The organism is Thermovenabulum gondwanense, from assembly GCF_001601575.1.
GTDB classification, from domain to species: domain Bacteria; phylum Bacillota; class Thermosediminibacteria; order Thermosediminibacterales; family Thermosediminibacteraceae; genus Thermovenabulum; species Thermovenabulum gondwanense.
Window position 1 is genome coordinate 92,705 of record NZ_LOHZ01000025.1, and the last position, 16,222, is coordinate 108,926.

Genomic DNA, 16,222 nt, shown 5'->3' on the forward strand with positions numbered 1-16,222 from the left:
TAATTATTAATAAACTTTGGTATAATATCCAGATAGTTCTAGTATGTAGTCCTTTTTGCGTGGAATGATAATAGTAGAAAACGCAAAAAGGAGGTGAAAAAAAGATGGCACTTGGTCAAAAGAGAAATAAACTCGTAGTTCCCGAAGCAAGGAGAGCTATGGAACAATTCAAAGCTGAAATCGCACGCGAGGTTGGAATCACTGCTCCTCCGGATGGATACTGGGGCAATTATTCTGCCAGGGATTGCGGTGCAGTAGGAGGCCATATGGTAAAAAGAATGATTGAGGATTATGAAAGACGTTTGAGTGGCGGGACGCCTACTCAGTAAAAAATAGATAAAAAAGAACAGGCTCAGCTTAAAAAGCGAGCCTGTTCTTTTATGTTCTAAAAAAAGAGCCGGCAATTTTGCCGGCATGGGAGAGGAGAAACCGGAGGAAGAGCTTATGGGGATTTCATTATATATAATATTCATTTTAATAAATTTTATACCATATTTTACATAAAATAAAGAGCAATTTTATTTAAAAACAAAAATTGTTGTGTTAAAATTATAATGAGATTTTTGGCGGGTGGAATAAAATGAGAATAATAGGTGGTACTTTAAGAGGAAGGAAATTAAAATCCCTGAAGGGACTCAAAACAAGGCCTACCTCAGAAATGGTCAGGGAAGCTTTGTTTAATATTCTGGGAGAAAAAGTGATCAATTCTATATTTCTCGATGCTTATGCAGGGACAGGAGCAGTAGGCATTGAAGCAATAAGCCGGGGAGCTAAAAAAGTATATTTTATTGAAAAGGACAAAGAAGCCTGCAGAGTGATAAGAGAAAATATAAAAACTCTTGGAGTTGAAGAACAAGCGGTAATTATAAGAGGAAAAATTCCGGAAATCTTTTATAGTTTTACGGAAAAAGATGATTTTGATATTATATTTCTTGACCCACCTTATGGAGATTTTAATATTGACTGTATAAATGCTCTGAAAGAGGAAGGTTTTATAAAAACCAATACCCTGGTAATTTTACAGTGTTCTTTTAATGAAAAAATAAATTTAACTGAAGAATTTACTGTAATTAAAGAAAAAAAATACGGCATTACAAAACTTGTTTTTTTTAGGAGGAATTGAAGTGAAAATAGCGATTTATCCCGGTAGTTTTGATCCTATTACAAACGGGCATATTGATGTGATCGAAAGGAGTTCTAAACTATTTGATCGCATTATTGTTGCGGTTTTAAAAAATCCCAACAAAAAGCCTTTATTTACGGTAGAGGAAAGAATTGACATGATAAAAGAAGCAACAAAAAATATAGAAAATGTGGAAGTGGAATCCTTCACCGGCTTGCTGGTAGATTTTGCCAGGATGAAAAATGCCAAAATTATCGTAAAAGGATTGAGAGCGGTTTCCGACTTTGAATATGAATTTCAAATGGCTTTAATGAATAAAAAATTAGACAGTGAAATTGAAACGGTATTTATTATGACAAATGTTAGATATTCTTACTTAAGTTCCAGCGTGGTAAAAGAAGTTGCAGGTTTTGGCGGCTGCATAAAGGATTTGGTACCGCCTCATGTAGAAATTAAATTAAAAGAAAAAATATGCAAAATTTAAAGGAGTGGAATCTTATGGATACTTATTATTATATTGAACAAATCCAAAAAATGTTAGCTGAAGCTTCAAAACTTCCTTTTTCCAACAAAATTGTAATCGATCACGATAAAATTTTACAATTACTGGATGAATTGATTAAATCCCTCCCGGAAGAAATAAAAAAATCCAGAAAGATTTTAGAAGAAAGACAAAACATCTTACTTGAGGCTCAGCGAGAAGGAGAGATGATTATAAAAGAAGCAAAGGAATATATTGAAAAGATGGTGGATCAAAATGAGATTATCAAGCTTGCAAAAGAAAAATCCGAAGAGATATTGACCAATGCAAAAAAGACAGCAAGGGAAATAAGAGTTGGTGCTAACAAATATGCGGATGAAGTTTTAGAAGAATTGGAAAATCAATTGCAAAAAATTCTTCAATCGGTTAGAAAGGGAAGGGAAGAGTTAAACAACAAATTATAGTTACTTTTTAATTACCTTAAATCCGAAGACTTCGAACCCCTTCCAAAGGTAAATTATTATTGAAGATATAATTAGTATGAATATTAGTAAAGCAAAAACCTGACTTGAAATCGAAAAAATTGACCACCAGCTTTCCGGAGTATTTTTGGGAGCAACCGCGAAGACGGGTAAGGACAGATCATTATAATTATTTATCGGAATACCCATCAATATGTAGGATGTTATACCCGCTAAAACTGCATGCAAAAATCTTGCCACTACGTAGGGTGTAATTTTTATATCCGTATCACTAACCATACTCATTACCTGAAAATGCACCGAAAGTCCGCTCCAGGCTATTATAGCACTTGCTATAATAACCCTATCCAATAAGGGTGCTTGAGCCTGACTTGCCAATTGAGTGCCCAATGTGATTTCAAAGGTTCCGCTGATTACGGCCTGGGATAAATTTGGATTTATTCCTATTAATGATAACACCTTCCCGATAAAAGGAACAAATAGCGAAATAATCCCTGCTACGGTTAGTATACGAATTATTACTGAAAAAAGTATTATAAATCCTAAAATCAAAAGTAAAGAGTTTATAGAATCTTTTATACAGTCTCCGAGCATTTTTCCAATTGGTCTCCCGTCTTCTTTTCTCGCTCTTAAGAGCTCTTTTACAGCTTTTAATAGTATGTTTTCCTTTTTTTTAACAGATCCGATAGATTCGGTTCTGGGAGAATTGAAAGCATAATACTTTAAAATTATCCCTAAGATTAATGCTGAAATATAATGAGATAATGCTATTATTGAACCTAATCGAACATCTTTAAACATTCCAACGGCTACGGCACCTACCATAAAAAGAGGGTCTGCAGTGTTGGTAAATGACATTAACCTTTCCGCCTCATAAGTGTTACAAATTTTTTTCTTTACTAACTTTCCTGTAAGCATTGCTCCGAGGGGATAACCGCTGGCTAAACCCATTGCCATGACGAAAGAACCGGCACCGGGGACATTAAAAATAGGCCTCATCATTGGTTCAAGAAGTACTCCCATGAAATGAACAACACCCAGTCCCATTAATAGTTGGGAACCTATAAAAAATGGAAGGAGAGCCGGAAGAACAATATTAAACCATACATCTAATCCTTCAAAAGCAGCTTTAAAGGCTTCTTCGGGGTATCGAACTATAGAAACGGTAATCACTACAGCAATTAGCGGTAATATTAGCTGGCTTATTTTAGATAAGCGGCTTTTTTGTATTTTAAAACGCATAAGTAATGCCTCCTAAAAAAATTTAATGATAAGTGAACTTTATTTTATATAGAAATATATATTTTTGTATTTTTTACGATATTCGTTTATAAGGGGGAAAAATTTTGGAAAAAAAAATAGGCCTTGCCCTGGGTTCAGGAGCTGCTAAGGGATATGCCCATATTGGTGTATTAAAGGTTCTGGAGGAATACAAAATACCTGTACATATAATTACAGGTTCAAGTATAGGAAGTTTAATCGGGGCATTATATGCTTCAGGAATAAATATTAAAATTATTGAAGGTTTAGCATATAATATAAAAAGACGCCATTTTCTTGATATTACTCTACCGCGCTCGGGATTAGTCGCTGGCAATAAAATATACGAGATGTTAAGATTGCTTACAAAGGATAAAGACTTTTCAGAGCTTCAAATCCCCCTGGGCGTTGCAGTAACGGAACTGAAATCAAAAAAACTTTTAATTTTACAGGAAGGCAATGTGGCTTTCGCAGTCAGAGCCAGCATATCCATACCGGGTATTTTTAACCCTGTCTTTACTCATGATGGAAAAATTTTAGTTGATGGCGGGGTTTTAGAAAGGGTACCGGGTAAAGCGGCCAGAGAAATGGGTGCTGATATCGTGATCGGTGTGGAACTGGGATTTAGCGAACGAAAGAATTTAAATACGATATACGATATATTGTTTGAAACTTTTGATATAATGGGCAGGGAAATTCAAAATTTAAAAGGGTATGATTGTGATGTTTTAATTACCCCTCGTTTAGAAAAAGTGAATCCTATGGCTTTTGGGGAACCCGAATATTGTATAGAAGAAGGGAAGAGAGCTACCTTAGAAGCAATTCCCCGTATACTATCATTGCTGGAGGAAAAAAGCTATGAATAATTTTTTAAAGAGGAATTTAAAGAAATTAATAATTACCTTGGTAATACTTTTTGCTTTAAACTTTTATTTAAGTCAAAATTATTCTATTATTGCACCTGGAATTACCGTTGATTTAAAACAGATTGTCTCTGTTGAAGGAGGAGACAAAGAAGAAAAAGGGGCATTTTATTTGACTACAGTCTCTACAAGGGATATAAATATTCCTCTTTTCCTTTATGCTTTTTTAAGTCCTTCTGTAGAGATAGAAAAAAAAGAAGATATAATACCTCCGGGCTGGGATATGAAGAAATACATCGAGTATATGAAGCAGTGGATGGAAGAAAGTCAAAAAATTGCCGAGGTAGTGGCTCTTAAAAAAGCCGGTTATAATCCACAAATTTTAGGAAATGGAGCAAAGGTAGTGGAAGTAATTGAAGATAGCCCGGCTAAGGGGAAAATATTTCCCGGAGATGTAGTGAAAAAAGTTGATGGGGAGAAAATAAATATAGCGGAAGAAATGATAAAAAAAGTTTCAAATAGAAAGGTGGGGGATCCCGTAACTTTAGAAATTGACAGGGAAGGTGAGAAAAAGGTTATAACGATTCCCACTATTGAGAGTAAAACGGAAAAAGGTAAAGCAATGGTAGGACTTCTAATTACCACCATGGATTGGAAGCCTATATTGCCAAAAAAAATTATTATAAATACAGGTGAAATAAGTGGCCCGTCGGCAGGTTTAATGTTTACTCTGGAAATATTAAACCAGCTTTTACCTGAGGATTTAACAAAAGGTAAAAAAATAGCCGGAACGGGTACTATAAGCTTGGATGGAACTGTTGGAGAAATAGGCGGAGTAAAACAAAAGGTTTTAGCAGCTTACCGGGATAAAGCGGAAATATTTTTTGTGCCCGTTAAAAATGCTGAAGATGCTAAAAAAGCAGCAAAAAACTTAAATATAAAAATTATTCCGGTGAATAATATAGATGAAGTATTGAATTATTTAAGATCAATGTGAAAATAAGGTTTATTAAATTATTATAGGTTTTTTGAAATAATCTAAACCGAAAATTCTTTGCTCTTTGGAAGGTCTTGCCAGCGAATAAATATCTGATGCCAAAATATCTTTTTCTATTTGTTTCTTTTGTTCATCTTTCAATTTATTTATATCCTTAGCTGAAATGACGATTGGCAAAGAAGAGCTTTTTTCAATTTCTTTAATTAGAGAAAAACCTTTTTTGGAAAAACCGAGAATTCTAATATAATTAGGTTTACGGTATTTTAAATCATTTTTGGTAATATTTAAAAGTATTTGAGTGAGAATTCTCCTTATTCTGGTTTCGGGATATCTTTTAGTCTTGATATTATCTATTAACTCGAGGATATTTTTTGATTTCTTAACGGCTTTTTGAATTCTTCTATCGAGGCCTTCTTTGACATCAAAATACAAATTGAAATCTTCCCGGGACATTTTTAAAAGTGTTGCGAATATTATCTCCTCAAAATCTTCAAAAAACACCGGTCCTCTTTTTAATTCAATTTCATTTTTTATGATATCTAAGGTAAAATAAGGTAGAGAATTTTTTAATTCCTGGTTTTCATCAATATTTTGGATATTTGGATTTTCTTTTAAAAATCGCCTTACAGCAGTAGCGCTGGGAATAGGTTTTATTTCTAATTCATGGTAGGATGAGCCTTTTCGTAAAACGGGAAGAATGTCAATGGTATAACCATTTTTCAAAATAGCTTTACAGTATTCAATTCCAAGTATAAAATTTGGCTTCTTCAATAAAATTGAAAGATCATTTTTGGGGAATTCATCTTTCAGTAATTCAATTAAAGCGGCTTCTCTTGCAGATGGGAAGGACAACCCTTTTTTTAGATTGCTTTTTAATTCCTGCTTAAAGGGTGGGGGCTCATTTGTAAGGATTTCTGCAATTTTAATTAATTCTTTTTCTTTTTTTTCCTCCACTCCAAAACTTAAATAATTAACTATCTTCATTTCTCCCAATAAATTGATGGCACCCTCGGCAAAAATTTCAGCAGTGCTTGCAGAAAATATTACCGGTAATTCTACTACCATATCTGCTCCACCTTTTAAAGCCATATAAGTTCTTGCCCATTTATCAAAAATCGCTGGTTCTCCTCTTTGGACGAAATTTCCACTCATTGCAATTATTATTGCATCCGGGTTAAATTCTTCTTTTATTTTATTCAAATGATAGTAATGCCCGTTATGAAAAGGGTTGTATTCAGCAACAATTCCGATTATTTTCATTATTTACCTCCTGAGGCAAATGGATTTTTTACTACAATTAAAATAATAAAATTATTCAGCAGGAAAATCAAATTTTTTATAGAATCTATTAATCTGTGATTTAAATCACTTGTATTTAGTATCCAAGATGATATATTATTATTTTTGGTTGGATTAAATAATAATCTGAAAGGAGATTTACATATGGATTTAATTCAAAAAATAAGAGAAAGGGCGAAAGCCACCAATAAAACTATTGTTCTTGCAGAAGGAATTGAAGAAAGGGTAATCAAAGCAGCAGTAACCATCAGGGATGAGAAAATAGCAAAGGTTATACTATTAGGACGGGAAGAGAAAATTAAAGAAATAGCAGGAGGAATTGATCTTTCGGGGATTGAAATTATTGACCCGGAAATTTCGGAAAAAACCAGGGATTATGCTGAACTTTTGTATCAGCTCAGAAAAGACAAAGGTATGACGGAAGAAAAAGCAATGGAACTTGCTAAAAATCCTATTTGGTACGGCACCTTAATGGTAAAAAATGGTGATGTGGATGGAATGGTTGCTGGGGCTATAACCGCCACCGCTGATATTTTTAGACCGGCTTTTCAGGTAATAAAAACAGCTCCAGGAGTGAGTGTAGTTTCCAGTGCTTTTATAATGGTGGTTCCAAATTGTGAGTACGGTTCTAACGGCATTATACTTTTTGCGGATTGCGCAATAAACCCAAACCCCGATGCAAAGCAATTAGCAGAGATTGCATTAGCTTCTTCGAGAACCTGGAAGGCTTTAATGGATGAAGAGCCAATTATAGCAATGCTTTCGTTTTCTACAAAGGGAAGTGGACAGCATGAAACGGTGGACAAGGTAGTTGAAGCAACTAATATTTTAAGACAAAAAGCGCCGGAAATCAAAGTGGACGGCGAGCTGCAAGCAGATGCAGCCCTTGTACCAAAGGTAGCAAAAACTAAGGCCCCGGGTAGCGAGGTAGCTGGAAGAGCTAATATCCTGATATTCCCCGATTTGAATTCAGGGAATATTGGATATAAATTGGTACAGCGCCTGGCAAAGGCGGAAGCTATAGGACCAATTAGCCAGGGGCTTGCAATGCCGATTAATGATTTATCAAGGGGATGCAGCAGTGATGATATCGTAAATGTAGCGGCTATAACCGCATTACAGGCACAGAATTTAGTAAAATAAATTATAAAACAAAAATTAAAGAGTAAAATAAAAGAAAAGAAAGGGTGTTATTTGGTGAAAGTACTGGTGATCAATTGTGGCAGCTCTTCTTTAAAATATCAGCTGTTTAATATGGAAGACGAATCGGTTATGGCAAAAGGTCTTGTAGAAAGAATTGGCTTAGAAGGTTCTATGTTAAAGCATCAGCCGGCAGGAAAGGACAAGGTAGAGATTTCGGCAGAAATTCCTAATCATAAAGTTGCAATAAAAGTTATGCTTGAAGCTTTAGTACACAAAGAATACGGTGTTATTGAAGATATTAAAGAGATTTCTGCTGTTGGGCATAGAGTTGTACATGGAGGAGAAAAATTTTCAGGATCTGTGATTATCGATGATAAGGTAATGGACGTATTAAAGGAGTGTATAAACCTTGCTCCTTTACATAACCCGCCAAACATTTATGGCATTGAGGCTGTTAAAGAGATTTTACCGGATGTGCCAATGGTAGGAGTTTTCGATACCGCGTTTCATCAAACAATTCCGGAATACGCTTATATTTACGGAGTACCCTATGAGCTTTATCAAAAATATGGAGTAAGAAGATATGGTTTTCACGGTACATCCCACAGGTATGTCTCTCTTAGAGCGGCACAATTTTTAGGCAAACCGATAGAAAATATTAAACTGGTTACCTTACACCTTGGGAATGGTTCCAGTATTTCAGCGGTTAAATACGGCAAATCGGTAGAAAACAGTATGGGCTTTACACCTTTAGAAGGAATACCTATGGGCACAAGATGCGGGAATGTGGACCCTTATATACCCGTTTTCATTATGGAAAAAGAAGGGGTAGGTTTGGATAAAATAAACGACTATCTAAATAAAAAATGCGGCGTTTTGGGTATTTCGGGGGTTAGCAGCGATTTTAGAGATATTGAACAGGCTGCACAGGAAGGAAATAAGAGAGCAAAGCTCGCATTGGAAGTATTCACATATCAAGCAAAAAAATATATAGGGGCATATGCAGCTGCAATGAACGGCCTGGATGCTGTAGTGTTTACAGGAGGAATAGGCGAAAACTCCAGTTTGGTTCGAAAGATGGTTTGCGAAAACATGGACTTTTTAGGAATAAAGATCGATGAAAATAAAAATAACGTCAGGGGTAAAGAAACTGACATTTCTGCAGAGGATGCCAGGGTAAGGGTGTTAATCATACCAACAAACGAAGAATTGATGATTGCAAGAGATACAGTAGCCCTTATCAAATAAATATTGACATAAGCTTTTAATAACCTTATAATAAAAAAGACAATTTTTTGATGAAGGTGGAACACTTGCAGATAAGTATATCGGAAATTAAAAATAAGGTTGGAGCTTCCCTTGAATTTGAGTTTGAATACGATGTTAAAAGGATTGATTACAAAGGCGAAACTTTAAAATTCACTTCGCCGGTGCTGGTAAAAGGGAAAATAACGAATCTGGGTAAAAAGATTTATCTGGTAGAAGGTAACATTAAAGCTTCCATAGAGGATAATTGCTACAGGTGTTTGAAAGTTACCCATGTACAGCTGGATGTAGATTTTTCTTTTCGATTTGGAGAAAATGTAAGGTCAAGTTATGAAGAACCCTATTTAGATGAATCGGAAAATGAAATATACCCAATTATCGGTGAAAATATTGATTTAGACTTATTAATCGAAAATGAAATTATCCTGAACTATCCAGCAAAAATATTATGCAGCCCTGACTGCAAGGGTATTTGTGAAAAATGCGGAAAAAATTTAAATGAAGGCAATTGCGATTGTTTTAAAAGCGCTGTAGATCCAAGGCTGAGCGCTCTGGAAAAATACTACAACAAGTAACGGTTATAGGAGGTGTATTTATGGCCAATCCGAAACGGAGGTTTTCGAAAGCAAGGACAGCCAAACGCAGAGCTAATTGGAAATTAACCGCACCAAACTTGATGGAATGCCCTCAGTGCCATGAAAAGAAAATGCCTCACAGGATATGTCCAAATTGCGGTTATTACAATCACCGTCAGGTGATGAAGGTAGAAGCTGAATAAGAGAATATCGAATAAAAGGAGAGAATAATTTTGTTCTCTCCTTTTATTTTTTATTGATTTTTAACTACTAATAGTATAAAATATTAGTACCAACTCATAATTGTTGTTAATAATTTTGAGGTGAGAAGATTGAACAAAAAAAATCTTCCTAAAAAAGAAAGGCAGCAGGAGCTTCAAAATTTACTGGAAAATGACCCGTTTTTGACCGATGAAGAATTAGCAGATATTTTTGATGTAAGCATTCAAACAATAAGACTTGATCGGCTGGAATTAAAGATTCCGGAACTCCGGGAACGCATAAAAAGTGTAGCTCAAAAAAATTATTCAAAGGTCCGAGCATTAAGCGCCCGGGAGATAGTTGGAGAACTGGTAGATTTAGAACTGGGGAAAAGGGCAATATCCATTTTAGAAACCACGGACGATATGACCTTTGAAAAAACAAAAATAATAAAAGGTGAGTATATTTTTGCTTTTGCTAATTCCTTAGCAATAGCTGTTATAGATGCGAATGTAGCGTTAACCGGTGTTGCGAATATTAAGTATAAGTATCCTGTAGTCGCTGGACAGAAGCTTGTAGCAAAGGCTGAAGTGACCAGGGTTAGAGGAAATAAGCACTTTGTGTTTGTCAGGGTTTTTCATAAAGAAAAAGAGGTTTTCCGAGGAAAATTTATTTTAGTTTCATTAGATGGAGAGGTGAGCTCATGAGAATCATTGTTGATGCTATGGGAGGGGATTTTGCTCCCCGGGAAGTGGTCAAAGGGGCAATCAAAGCTTTAATGGAATTTAATTGTGAAATAATATTGGTAGGCAGGGAAGAGATTATAAAAAAAGAAATGGGAGATTTTAAAGGAAAGTTTGAAATAGTAAATGCCGATGAGATTATTACCAATGATGAATCTCCCGTTAAAGCTATAAGGTCCAAAAAGGATTCCTCAATTGTAAAAGGGCTTACAATTTTAAAAGAAGAAAAAGGAGATGCATTTGTTTCAGCAGGAAACACCGGAGCTTTAATGGCAGGAGGGCTTTTTATTCTCGGTAGGCTTTCCGGGATTGAAAGACCGGCTATAGCGGTTTTAATACCCACGGAGAAAAAACCGGTTCTTTTGCTGGATGTGGGAGCAAACAGCGATGTAAAACCAAAAAACCTGGTGGAATTTGCCGTAATGGGAAGTGAGTTTTACAAAGTAGCAATGAAAGAAAAAGATCCAAAAGTGGGAATTTTAAATATAGGCACTGAAGAAGAAAAAGGAAATATTGTGGTCAAAAGCGCATACGCCCTGTTAAAGGAGGTAAATAATTTAAACTTCAGAGGAAATGTTGAAGCCAGAGACTTTTTTAAAGGAGATTTTGATGTAGTTGTATGTGATGGATTCACCGGTAACATTTTCTTAAAAACAATAGAAGGTTTTGGAAAATTTCTTTTTGACAAAATGAAGTTGGAAATAAAGAAAAGTTTTACTTATTCAGTTGGAGGGTTATTACTAAAACCTGCTTTAAAGCGAATAAAGGATTCATTGGATTACAGCGAATACGGTGGAGCAATCCTTTTAGGACTTGATAAAGTGCTGGTTAAATGCCATGGGTCATCTGATAGCAAGGCCATTTTCAACGGAATAAGAGCTGCATTGAATTTTGTTGAGAATGATATTACATCTAAAATGAAAGAAGCTCTCTCTGGGTTAAAGGAGGTAAAAGATTGACGGATAAAATAGGCATTTTAGGAGTTGGTTCTTTTTTACCGGATAAGGTGTTATCAAACTTTGACCTGGAATTAATGGTAGATACCTCCGATGAATGGATAAAGGAAAGAACCGGTATTAGTTTTAGAAGAATTGCAGAAAAAAATATAGCCACATCTGATATGGCTTATGAGGCTTCAAAAGAAGCCTTAAAAATGGCAAATTTGAAGCCTGAAGAGATAGATTTAATAATAGGAGCAACGGTTACCCCCGATATGTTATTCCCTTCATCCGCTTGTTTGGTGCAACAAAAATTGAAGGCAAAAAACGCTGCGTGTTTTGATTTATCAGCAGGCTGCACGGGTTTTATTTACGCATTAGTCTGTGCCTATGAATTTATAAAAAGCGGTATGTACAATAATGTTTTAATTTTCGGTTCAGAAACTTTATCAAGGATAGTGGACTGGGAAGATAGAAATACCTGCGTTCTTTTTGGCGATGGCGCGGGCGCCTGTGTGATTGGAAGAGTTAATGAAGGAGGTATTATATATAAATTGTTAGGAGCTGATGGAACAAAATCGGAACTTTTATATATTCCGGCAGGGGGTTCGAAAGAACCGGCCACTATTGACACCATAAGAGATAGAAAACATTATATTAAAATGAATGGAAAAGAAGTATTTAGATTTGCTGTATCGATAATTGAAGAAATGGTTAAAAGGATAACAAAAGAAAGCGGTTGTCAGGTTGAAGAAGTTGATTATTTTTTACCACATCAAGCGAATATGAGAATTATAGATTCGGCTTTTAGAAAGTTGAATATACCGATAGATAAAGTGGTTGTTAATCTTGATAAATACGGTAATATGTCTGCTGCTTCGATACCGGTAGCTTTAGATGAAGTAGTGAAGTCTGGAAAGGTGAAAAAGAATGATAAAATTATGCTTCTGGGTTTTGGGGCAGGATTGACCTGGGGTGGAGCCCTGATAGAATGGGGTATTTAAAAAGGAGTGATTTTAATGGAACGGATAAAAATTGTAACCGACAGTACCTGTGATTTAGACCCGGAAACGTTAAGAGAATACAAAATTACATCGGTTCCCCTCAAAGTATATTTTGGAGAAGAAGAGTACAGGGATGGCATTGATATTACATCTGAAGAATTTTATAAGATGCTAAAAACTTCACCCTATCACCCGCGAACTTCCCAACCATCACCCTATGATTTTCTGGAATGTTACAAAAGTTTAAAAAGTGAAGCGGATAGAATTATATCCATCCATATTTCCAGCAAATTAAGCGGTACATATAATTCGGCATTAGTAGCAAAAAAAATGGTGGATATACCTGTGGATGTTATAGATACAGAAGGGGCTTCAATTATGGTAGGTTTTATCGCAAGGGAAGCTGCAAGAGCATCTCTTGAGGGAAAATCAAGGGAAGAAATAATTGAATTGATTTATAGCTTAAAAGAAAAAATGAAAATTTATTTTTCCGTTGATACCTTGGAATATCTGCAAAAAGGCGGAAGAATAGGAAAGGCAGCAGCATTCCTGGGTGGTTTATTAAATATAAAACCCATTTTGACATTGAAAGAAGGCGTAATTGTACCTGTAGACAAAGTCCGAGGAAAAGACAGGGTATATAGCCGGTTATTGGAATTGGTAAAACAGGAAAATATAGCAGGACCGCTACATGTGGCTATTATGAATTCAAATTCTCCTGACGATGCGGATAAATTAAAAAACCTGATGTTGAATGAATTTCAAGTAAAAGAGATAATTACTGCTAATTTAGGACCGGTAATTGGTACTCATACCGGACCGGGAGTAATAGGGGTAGTTTTTTACAGTTGATTGCCGGAGGGAGGAGAGGCTATGTTTCATACCGAAATATGCGACCTTTTGGGCATAAAATACCCCATTATCCAGGGGGGCATGGCATGGGTTGCGACAGCAGAGCTTGCTGCAGCAGTTTCCAATGCAGGAGGACTTGGAATAATAGGGGCAGGGAACATGCCACCGGAGAGATTAAGAGAAGAAATTTTTAAGGTAAAACAATTAACAAATAAACCTTACGGAGTAAATGTTTATTTTATGTCACCCTTTGTTGATGAGGTTATTAAAGTAGTGATAGAAGAAAAAGTTCCAGTAATTACTACGGGAGCAGGAAATCCCGGAAAATATATAGATTCTTTGAAAAGAGCGGGTATTAAAGTGATTCCTGTAGTAGCATCTGTGGCTCTTGCAAAAAGGCTTGAAGGGATAGGCGTAGATGCTGTAATAGCGGAAGGAATGGAATGCGGAGGACATATAGGAGAAATCACCACCATGGCTTTATTACCCCAGATCGTTGATGCCGTTAAAATACCCGTGATAGCAGCCGGGGGCATTGGGGATGGAAGAGGCTTTTTAGCATCGCTAATTATGGGGGCTAAAGGTGTACAGATGGGAACGCGCTTTATTTGTTCGGAGGAATGTAAGGTCCATGATAATTATAAAAGAGCTATTATTGAAGCAAAAGACAGAAGTACTGTAGTTACGGGGAGACCTACAGGACACCCTGTCAGGGTTTTGAAAAATAAATTATCGAGGGAATTTGAAATTTTGGAACAAAAATGCGCTCCGATAGAGGATTATGAAGCTCTGGGGACGGGCAAATTAAAAGCTGCGGTCGAAGGAGATATCGAGTACGGTTCTTTAATGGCAGGACAAATTTCAGGGCTTATCAAGGATATAAAGCCGGTTAAAAAAATAATAGAAGATATTATTTGCGAAGCGGATGAAATTGTGAGATCTATTAACTCAGGAAGGTTGTGGGAAGTATGTCAAAAATAGCTTTTATATTTCCGGGGCAGGGAGCCCAGTATGTCGGTATGGGAAGAGATTTATATGAAAAATTTGCTATAGCAAAAGAGCTATTCCATAAAGCCGAGAAAGTATTAGGATTGCCCATCTCAAGGTTATGTTTTGAGGGACCTGAAGAAAAATTGCGGGAAACTGAAAACACACAGCCTGCAATCCTTGTTCATAGTATTATCTGCTTTAATATATTAAAATCCTACGGTGTAAATCCGGATATTACCTGTGGTCTTAGCCTGGGCGAGTATTCATCGCTGGTAGCAGCAGATGCCCTTTCTTTTGAGGATGCTGTCTCAATAGTAAAAAAACGTGGAAAGTATATGCAGGAAGCAGTTCCCATTGGCACCGGTGGTATGGCTGCTTTGATGGGACTTACCCGGGAACAGGTTCAGGAATTAATAAAAACGGCTTCAAAGGAAGGTGTAGTGGAAATAGCAAATTTTAACTGCCCCGGACAAATAGTAATATCGGGAGAAATTGCTGCACTGAAATTTGCCGTGGAACTTGCCAGAGAGTTTGGGGCAAAAAAGGTTACAATGTTAAACGTAAGCGCACCTTTCCATTCAAGTCTTTTAGTTGGGGCAGGAGAAAAGCTGAAATATGATCTTGAAAGGATAAATATAAAAGCTCCTAAAATTCCGGTGGTTTTTAACGTAACAGCCGATAGTGAAGATGAACCTCAAAAAATTAGAGAATTATTGATAAAACAGGTAAGTTCACCCGTTCTCTTTGAAGATAGTATAAAGAGGATGGCAAATAAGGGAGTAAATATCTTTATTGAAGTAGGCCCTGGAAAATCTTTGAGCGGATTCGTAAAAAAAATAGATAGGAACGCAGAAGTCTTAAACGTAGAAGATATAGCGAGCTTAGAAAAAACTTTGAATCAATTAGGAGGAATACTATATGAATCTGCAGGGTAAAATTGCTATAGTTACAGGTGGATCAAGAGGAATCGGAAAAAGTATTTGTATGAAGCTGGCAGAGAAAGGTTGTAATGTAGTAATAAATTATGTAAAAAACGAATCTTTTGCCCTTGAAGTTGCAAGGGAAATTGAGAATATGGGCCAAAGTGCATATCTGGTAAAAAAAGATGTATCAAAAATTAAAGAAGCAGAGGAGCTGATTGAAGAAGTATATAAAAAATTTAATAATATTGATATATTGGTAAATAACGCGGGAATTACAAAAGATACGCTGTTTTTGAGAATGACAGAAGAAGATTTCGACAAAGTTTTAGATACAAATCTAAAAGGAACCTTTAACGTAACAAAAGCTGCGGTAAAATATATGGTGAAAAAACGTTTTGGAAGAATAATAAATATATCCTCAATCGTTGGGATTTACGGTAATGCAGGACAGGTAAATTACGCCGCTGCAAAAGCAGGTATAATAGGATTTACCAAATCTTTGGCAAAAGAGCTGGGAAGCAGAGGAATTACAGTAAATGCAGTAGCTCCAGGATTTATAAAAACCGACATGACCACACCAATTATCGAAAAAGAAACAGAAGAAAAAATAATAGAAAGAATTCCTCTAAAGCGAATCGGTCTCCCGGAGGATGTGGCAAATTTAGTTGCTTTTCTTGCTTCAGATGAGGCTTCATATATTACCGGACAGGTTATTGCTATTGACGGTGGTTTAACTTTGTAATAATCTTATTATTGAATATTAGAATAAATTTTTAGTAGTATAATATTATAACTAAGAGAACCTATATCTGAAGGGAGGTGAAGTGATGGAAATTCTAGACAGAGTGAAAAAGATTATTGCCGATCAGCTTGGAATGGATGAGGATGATATTACTCCCGATGCCTCTTTTATAGATGATCTGGGAGCCGATTCGCTGGATATTGTAGAACTCATAATGGCTTTTGAAGAAGAATTTGATTTGGAAATCCCTGATGAGGATGCAGAAAAAATTAAAACCGTGCAGGATGTGGTGGATTACATAAAAAATCGTATCGGTTAATTTGTCATTATGTAAAATAGA

Annotated in this window: 20 protein-coding genes; 18 read left to right on the plus strand and 2 right to left on the minus strand. The window is 35.9% G+C overall.

Annotation, left to right across the window (positions count from 1 at the left end):
- Positions 1 to 104 precede the first annotated feature (104 nt).
- The 4 genes from ATZ99_RS05010 to ATZ99_RS05025 all read left to right on the plus strand — a co-directional run bounded on the left by ATZ99_RS05010 (position 105) and on the right by ATZ99_RS05025 (position 2,068).
- Complete coding sequence (locus ATZ99_RS05010; RefSeq protein ID WP_068748140.1) at positions 105 to 329, plus strand: alpha/beta-type small acid-soluble spore protein; 225 nt, start codon at positions 105 to 107, stop codon at positions 327 to 329.
- Between the two features lie 251 nt (positions 330 to 580).
- Entirely contained in the window at positions 581 to 1,123 is a 543-nt protein-coding gene (rsmD, locus tag ATZ99_RS05015) for a 16S rRNA (guanine(966)-N(2))-methyltransferase RsmD (RefSeq protein ID WP_068748141.1), read from the plus strand.
- Position 1,124: 1 nt separating this feature from the next.
- The gene (gene coaD, locus ATZ99_RS05020; RefSeq protein WP_068748142.1) at positions 1,125 to 1,607 is read left to right on the plus strand and encodes a pantetheine-phosphate adenylyltransferase; all 483 of its coding nucleotides are present in this window, start codon (positions 1,125 to 1,127) and stop codon (positions 1,605 to 1,607) included.
- Positions 1,608 to 1,621: 14 nt separating this feature from the next.
- Positions 1,622 to 2,068: an ATP synthase subunit B family protein gene (locus ATZ99_RS05025; protein ID WP_068748143.1), complete on the plus strand. Its 447-nt coding sequence runs from the start codon at positions 1,622 to 1,624 to the stop codon at positions 2,066 to 2,068.
- Here the strand turns inward: ATZ99_RS05025 and ylbJ are convergent, their stop codons facing one another.
- Complete coding sequence (ylbJ, locus tag ATZ99_RS05030; protein ID WP_068748144.1) at positions 2,069 to 3,328, minus strand: sporulation integral membrane protein YlbJ; 1,260 nt, start codon at positions 3,326 to 3,328, stop codon at positions 2,069 to 2,071.
- Positions 3,329 to 3,432: 104 nt separating this feature from the next.
- On the opposite strand from ylbJ, the gene ATZ99_RS05035 reads away from it, so the two are divergent.
- Both ATZ99_RS05035 and ATZ99_RS05040 read left to right on the plus strand, forming a co-directional pair.
- Positions 3,433 to 4,212 carry a patatin-like phospholipase family protein gene (locus ATZ99_RS05035; protein ID WP_068748145.1) on the plus strand — a complete coding sequence of 260 codons (780 nt, stop codon included), beginning with the start codon at positions 3,433 to 3,435 and terminating at the stop codon, positions 4,210 to 4,212.
- Positions 4,205 to 5,206 carry a SepM family pheromone-processing serine protease gene (locus ATZ99_RS05040; RefSeq protein WP_068748146.1) on the plus strand — a complete coding sequence of 334 codons (1,002 nt, stop codon included), beginning with the start codon at positions 4,205 to 4,207 and terminating at the stop codon, positions 5,204 to 5,206. Before ATZ99_RS05035 ends, ATZ99_RS05040 begins: the two co-directional genes overlap by 8 nt.
- 12 nt (positions 5,207 to 5,218) lie before the next feature.
- On the opposite strand, the gene ATZ99_RS05045 is transcribed toward ATZ99_RS05040, so the two are convergent.
- Entirely contained in the window at positions 5,219 to 6,466 is a 1,248-nt protein-coding gene (locus ATZ99_RS05045; RefSeq protein ID WP_068748147.1) for a nucleotidyltransferase, read from the minus strand.
- Positions 6,467 to 6,649: 183 nt separating this feature from the next.
- Here ATZ99_RS05045 and pta point away from each other — a divergent pair, with 183 nt between their 5' ends.
- The 12 genes from pta (at position 6,650) to acpP (ending at position 16,201) form a co-directional block, all read left to right on the plus strand.
- Positions 6,650 to 7,648 (plus strand): phosphate acetyltransferase, encoded by a 999-nt coding sequence (gene pta, locus ATZ99_RS05050; RefSeq protein ID WP_068748148.1) that lies wholly within the window; start codon positions 6,650 to 6,652, stop codon positions 7,646 to 7,648.
- 54 nt (positions 7,649 to 7,702) lie between these two features.
- Positions 7,703 to 8,896: an acetate/propionate family kinase gene (locus ATZ99_RS05055; protein WP_068748149.1), complete on the plus strand. Its 1,194-nt coding sequence runs from the start codon at positions 7,703 to 7,705 to the stop codon at positions 8,894 to 8,896.
- A gap of 65 nt (positions 8,897 to 8,961) precedes the next feature.
- Positions 8,962 to 9,489 carry a YceD family protein gene (locus ATZ99_RS05060; RefSeq protein ID WP_068748150.1) on the plus strand — a complete coding sequence of 176 codons (528 nt, stop codon included), beginning with the start codon at positions 8,962 to 8,964 and terminating at the stop codon, positions 9,487 to 9,489.
- A gap of 20 nt (positions 9,490 to 9,509) precedes the next feature.
- A complete protein-coding gene (rpmF, locus tag ATZ99_RS05065) occupies positions 9,510 to 9,692 on the plus strand; it encodes a 50S ribosomal protein L32 (RefSeq protein WP_068748151.1) in 183 nt (60 codons plus the stop codon).
- 129 nt (positions 9,693 to 9,821) lie between these two features.
- A complete protein-coding gene (gene fapR, locus ATZ99_RS05070; protein ID WP_068748152.1) occupies positions 9,822 to 10,397 on the plus strand; it encodes a transcription factor FapR in 576 nt (191 codons plus the stop codon).
- Positions 10,394 to 11,392 (plus strand): phosphate acyltransferase PlsX, encoded by a 999-nt coding sequence (gene plsX, locus ATZ99_RS05075; RefSeq protein WP_068748153.1) that lies wholly within the window; start codon positions 10,394 to 10,396, stop codon positions 11,390 to 11,392. Before fapR ends, plsX begins: the two co-directional genes overlap by 4 nt.
- The gene (locus ATZ99_RS05080) at positions 11,389 to 12,375 is read left to right on the plus strand and encodes a beta-ketoacyl-ACP synthase III (protein ID WP_068748154.1); all 987 of its coding nucleotides are present in this window, start codon (positions 11,389 to 11,391) and stop codon (positions 12,373 to 12,375) included. The genes plsX and ATZ99_RS05080 overlap by 4 nt, the downstream gene beginning before the upstream one ends.
- Before the next feature lie 15 nt (positions 12,376 to 12,390).
- Positions 12,391 to 13,227 carry a DegV family protein gene (locus ATZ99_RS05085; RefSeq protein ID WP_068748155.1) on the plus strand — a complete coding sequence of 279 codons (837 nt, stop codon included), beginning with the start codon at positions 12,391 to 12,393 and terminating at the stop codon, positions 13,225 to 13,227.
- A gap of 21 nt (positions 13,228 to 13,248) precedes the next feature.
- The gene (gene fabK / locus ATZ99_RS05090; RefSeq protein ID WP_068748156.1) at positions 13,249 to 14,208 is read left to right on the plus strand and encodes an enoyl-[acyl-carrier-protein] reductase FabK; all 960 of its coding nucleotides are present in this window, start codon (positions 13,249 to 13,251) and stop codon (positions 14,206 to 14,208) included.
- Positions 14,196 to 15,152: an ACP S-malonyltransferase gene (fabD, locus tag ATZ99_RS05095; RefSeq protein ID WP_068748157.1), complete on the plus strand. Its 957-nt coding sequence runs from the start codon at positions 14,196 to 14,198 to the stop codon at positions 15,150 to 15,152. The genes fabK and fabD overlap by 13 nt, the downstream gene beginning before the upstream one ends.
- Positions 15,136 to 15,882, plus strand: a complete 747-nt coding sequence (gene fabG, locus ATZ99_RS05100) for a 3-oxoacyl-[acyl-carrier-protein] reductase (protein WP_068748158.1) — start codon at positions 15,136 to 15,138, stop codon at positions 15,880 to 15,882. Before fabD ends, fabG begins: the two co-directional genes overlap by 17 nt.
- A gap of 85 nt (positions 15,883 to 15,967) precedes the next feature.
- Positions 15,968 to 16,201, plus strand: coding sequence for an acyl carrier protein (gene acpP, locus ATZ99_RS05105; protein WP_068748159.1), 234 nt, complete (start codon positions 15,968 to 15,970; stop codon positions 16,199 to 16,201).
- The last annotated feature ends 21 nt before the right edge of the window (positions 16,202 to 16,222 follow it).

Excerpts from the sequence above, each read along its gene's own strand:
- rpmF (WP_068748151.1), top strand. The coding sequence starts at position 9,510 with ATGGCCAATCCGAAACGGAGGTTTTCGAAAGCAAGGACAGCCAAACGC.
- fabG (WP_068748158.1), top strand. The coding sequence starts at position 15,136 with ATGAATCTGCAGGGTAAAATTGCTATAGTTACAGGTGGATCAAGAGGA.
- fabD (WP_068748157.1), top strand. The coding sequence starts at position 14,196 with ATGTCAAAAATAGCTTTTATATTTCCGGGGCAGGGAGCCCAGTATGTC.
- ATZ99_RS05045 (WP_068748147.1), bottom strand. The coding sequence starts at position 6,466 with ATGAAAATAATCGGAATTGTTGCTGAATACAACCCTTTTCATAACGGG.
- rsmD (WP_068748141.1), top strand. The coding sequence starts at position 581 with ATGAGAATAATAGGTGGTACTTTAAGAGGAAGGAAATTAAAATCCCTG.
- pta (WP_068748148.1), top strand. The coding sequence starts at position 6,650 with ATGGATTTAATTCAAAAAATAAGAGAAAGGGCGAAAGCCACCAATAAA.
- fabK (WP_068748156.1), top strand. The coding sequence starts at position 13,249 with ATGTTTCATACCGAAATATGCGACCTTTTGGGCATAAAATACCCCATT.
- ATZ99_RS05010 (WP_068748140.1), top strand. The coding sequence starts at position 105 with ATGGCACTTGGTCAAAAGAGAAATAAACTCGTAGTTCCCGAAGCAAGG.
- ATZ99_RS05025 (WP_068748143.1), top strand. The coding sequence starts at position 1,622 with ATGGATACTTATTATTATATTGAACAAATCCAAAAAATGTTAGCTGAA.
- ATZ99_RS05040 (WP_068748146.1), top strand. The coding sequence starts at position 4,205 with ATGAATAATTTTTTAAAGAGGAATTTAAAGAAATTAATAATTACCTTG.
- acpP (WP_068748159.1), top strand. The coding sequence starts at position 15,968 with ATGGAAATTCTAGACAGAGTGAAAAAGATTATTGCCGATCAGCTTGGA.
- ylbJ (WP_068748144.1), bottom strand. The coding sequence starts at position 3,328 with ATGCGTTTTAAAATACAAAAAAGCCGCTTATCTAAAATAAGCCAGCTA.
- plsX (WP_068748153.1), top strand. The coding sequence starts at position 10,394 with ATGAGAATCATTGTTGATGCTATGGGAGGGGATTTTGCTCCCCGGGAA.
- ATZ99_RS05085 (WP_068748155.1), top strand. The coding sequence starts at position 12,391 with ATGGAACGGATAAAAATTGTAACCGACAGTACCTGTGATTTAGACCCG.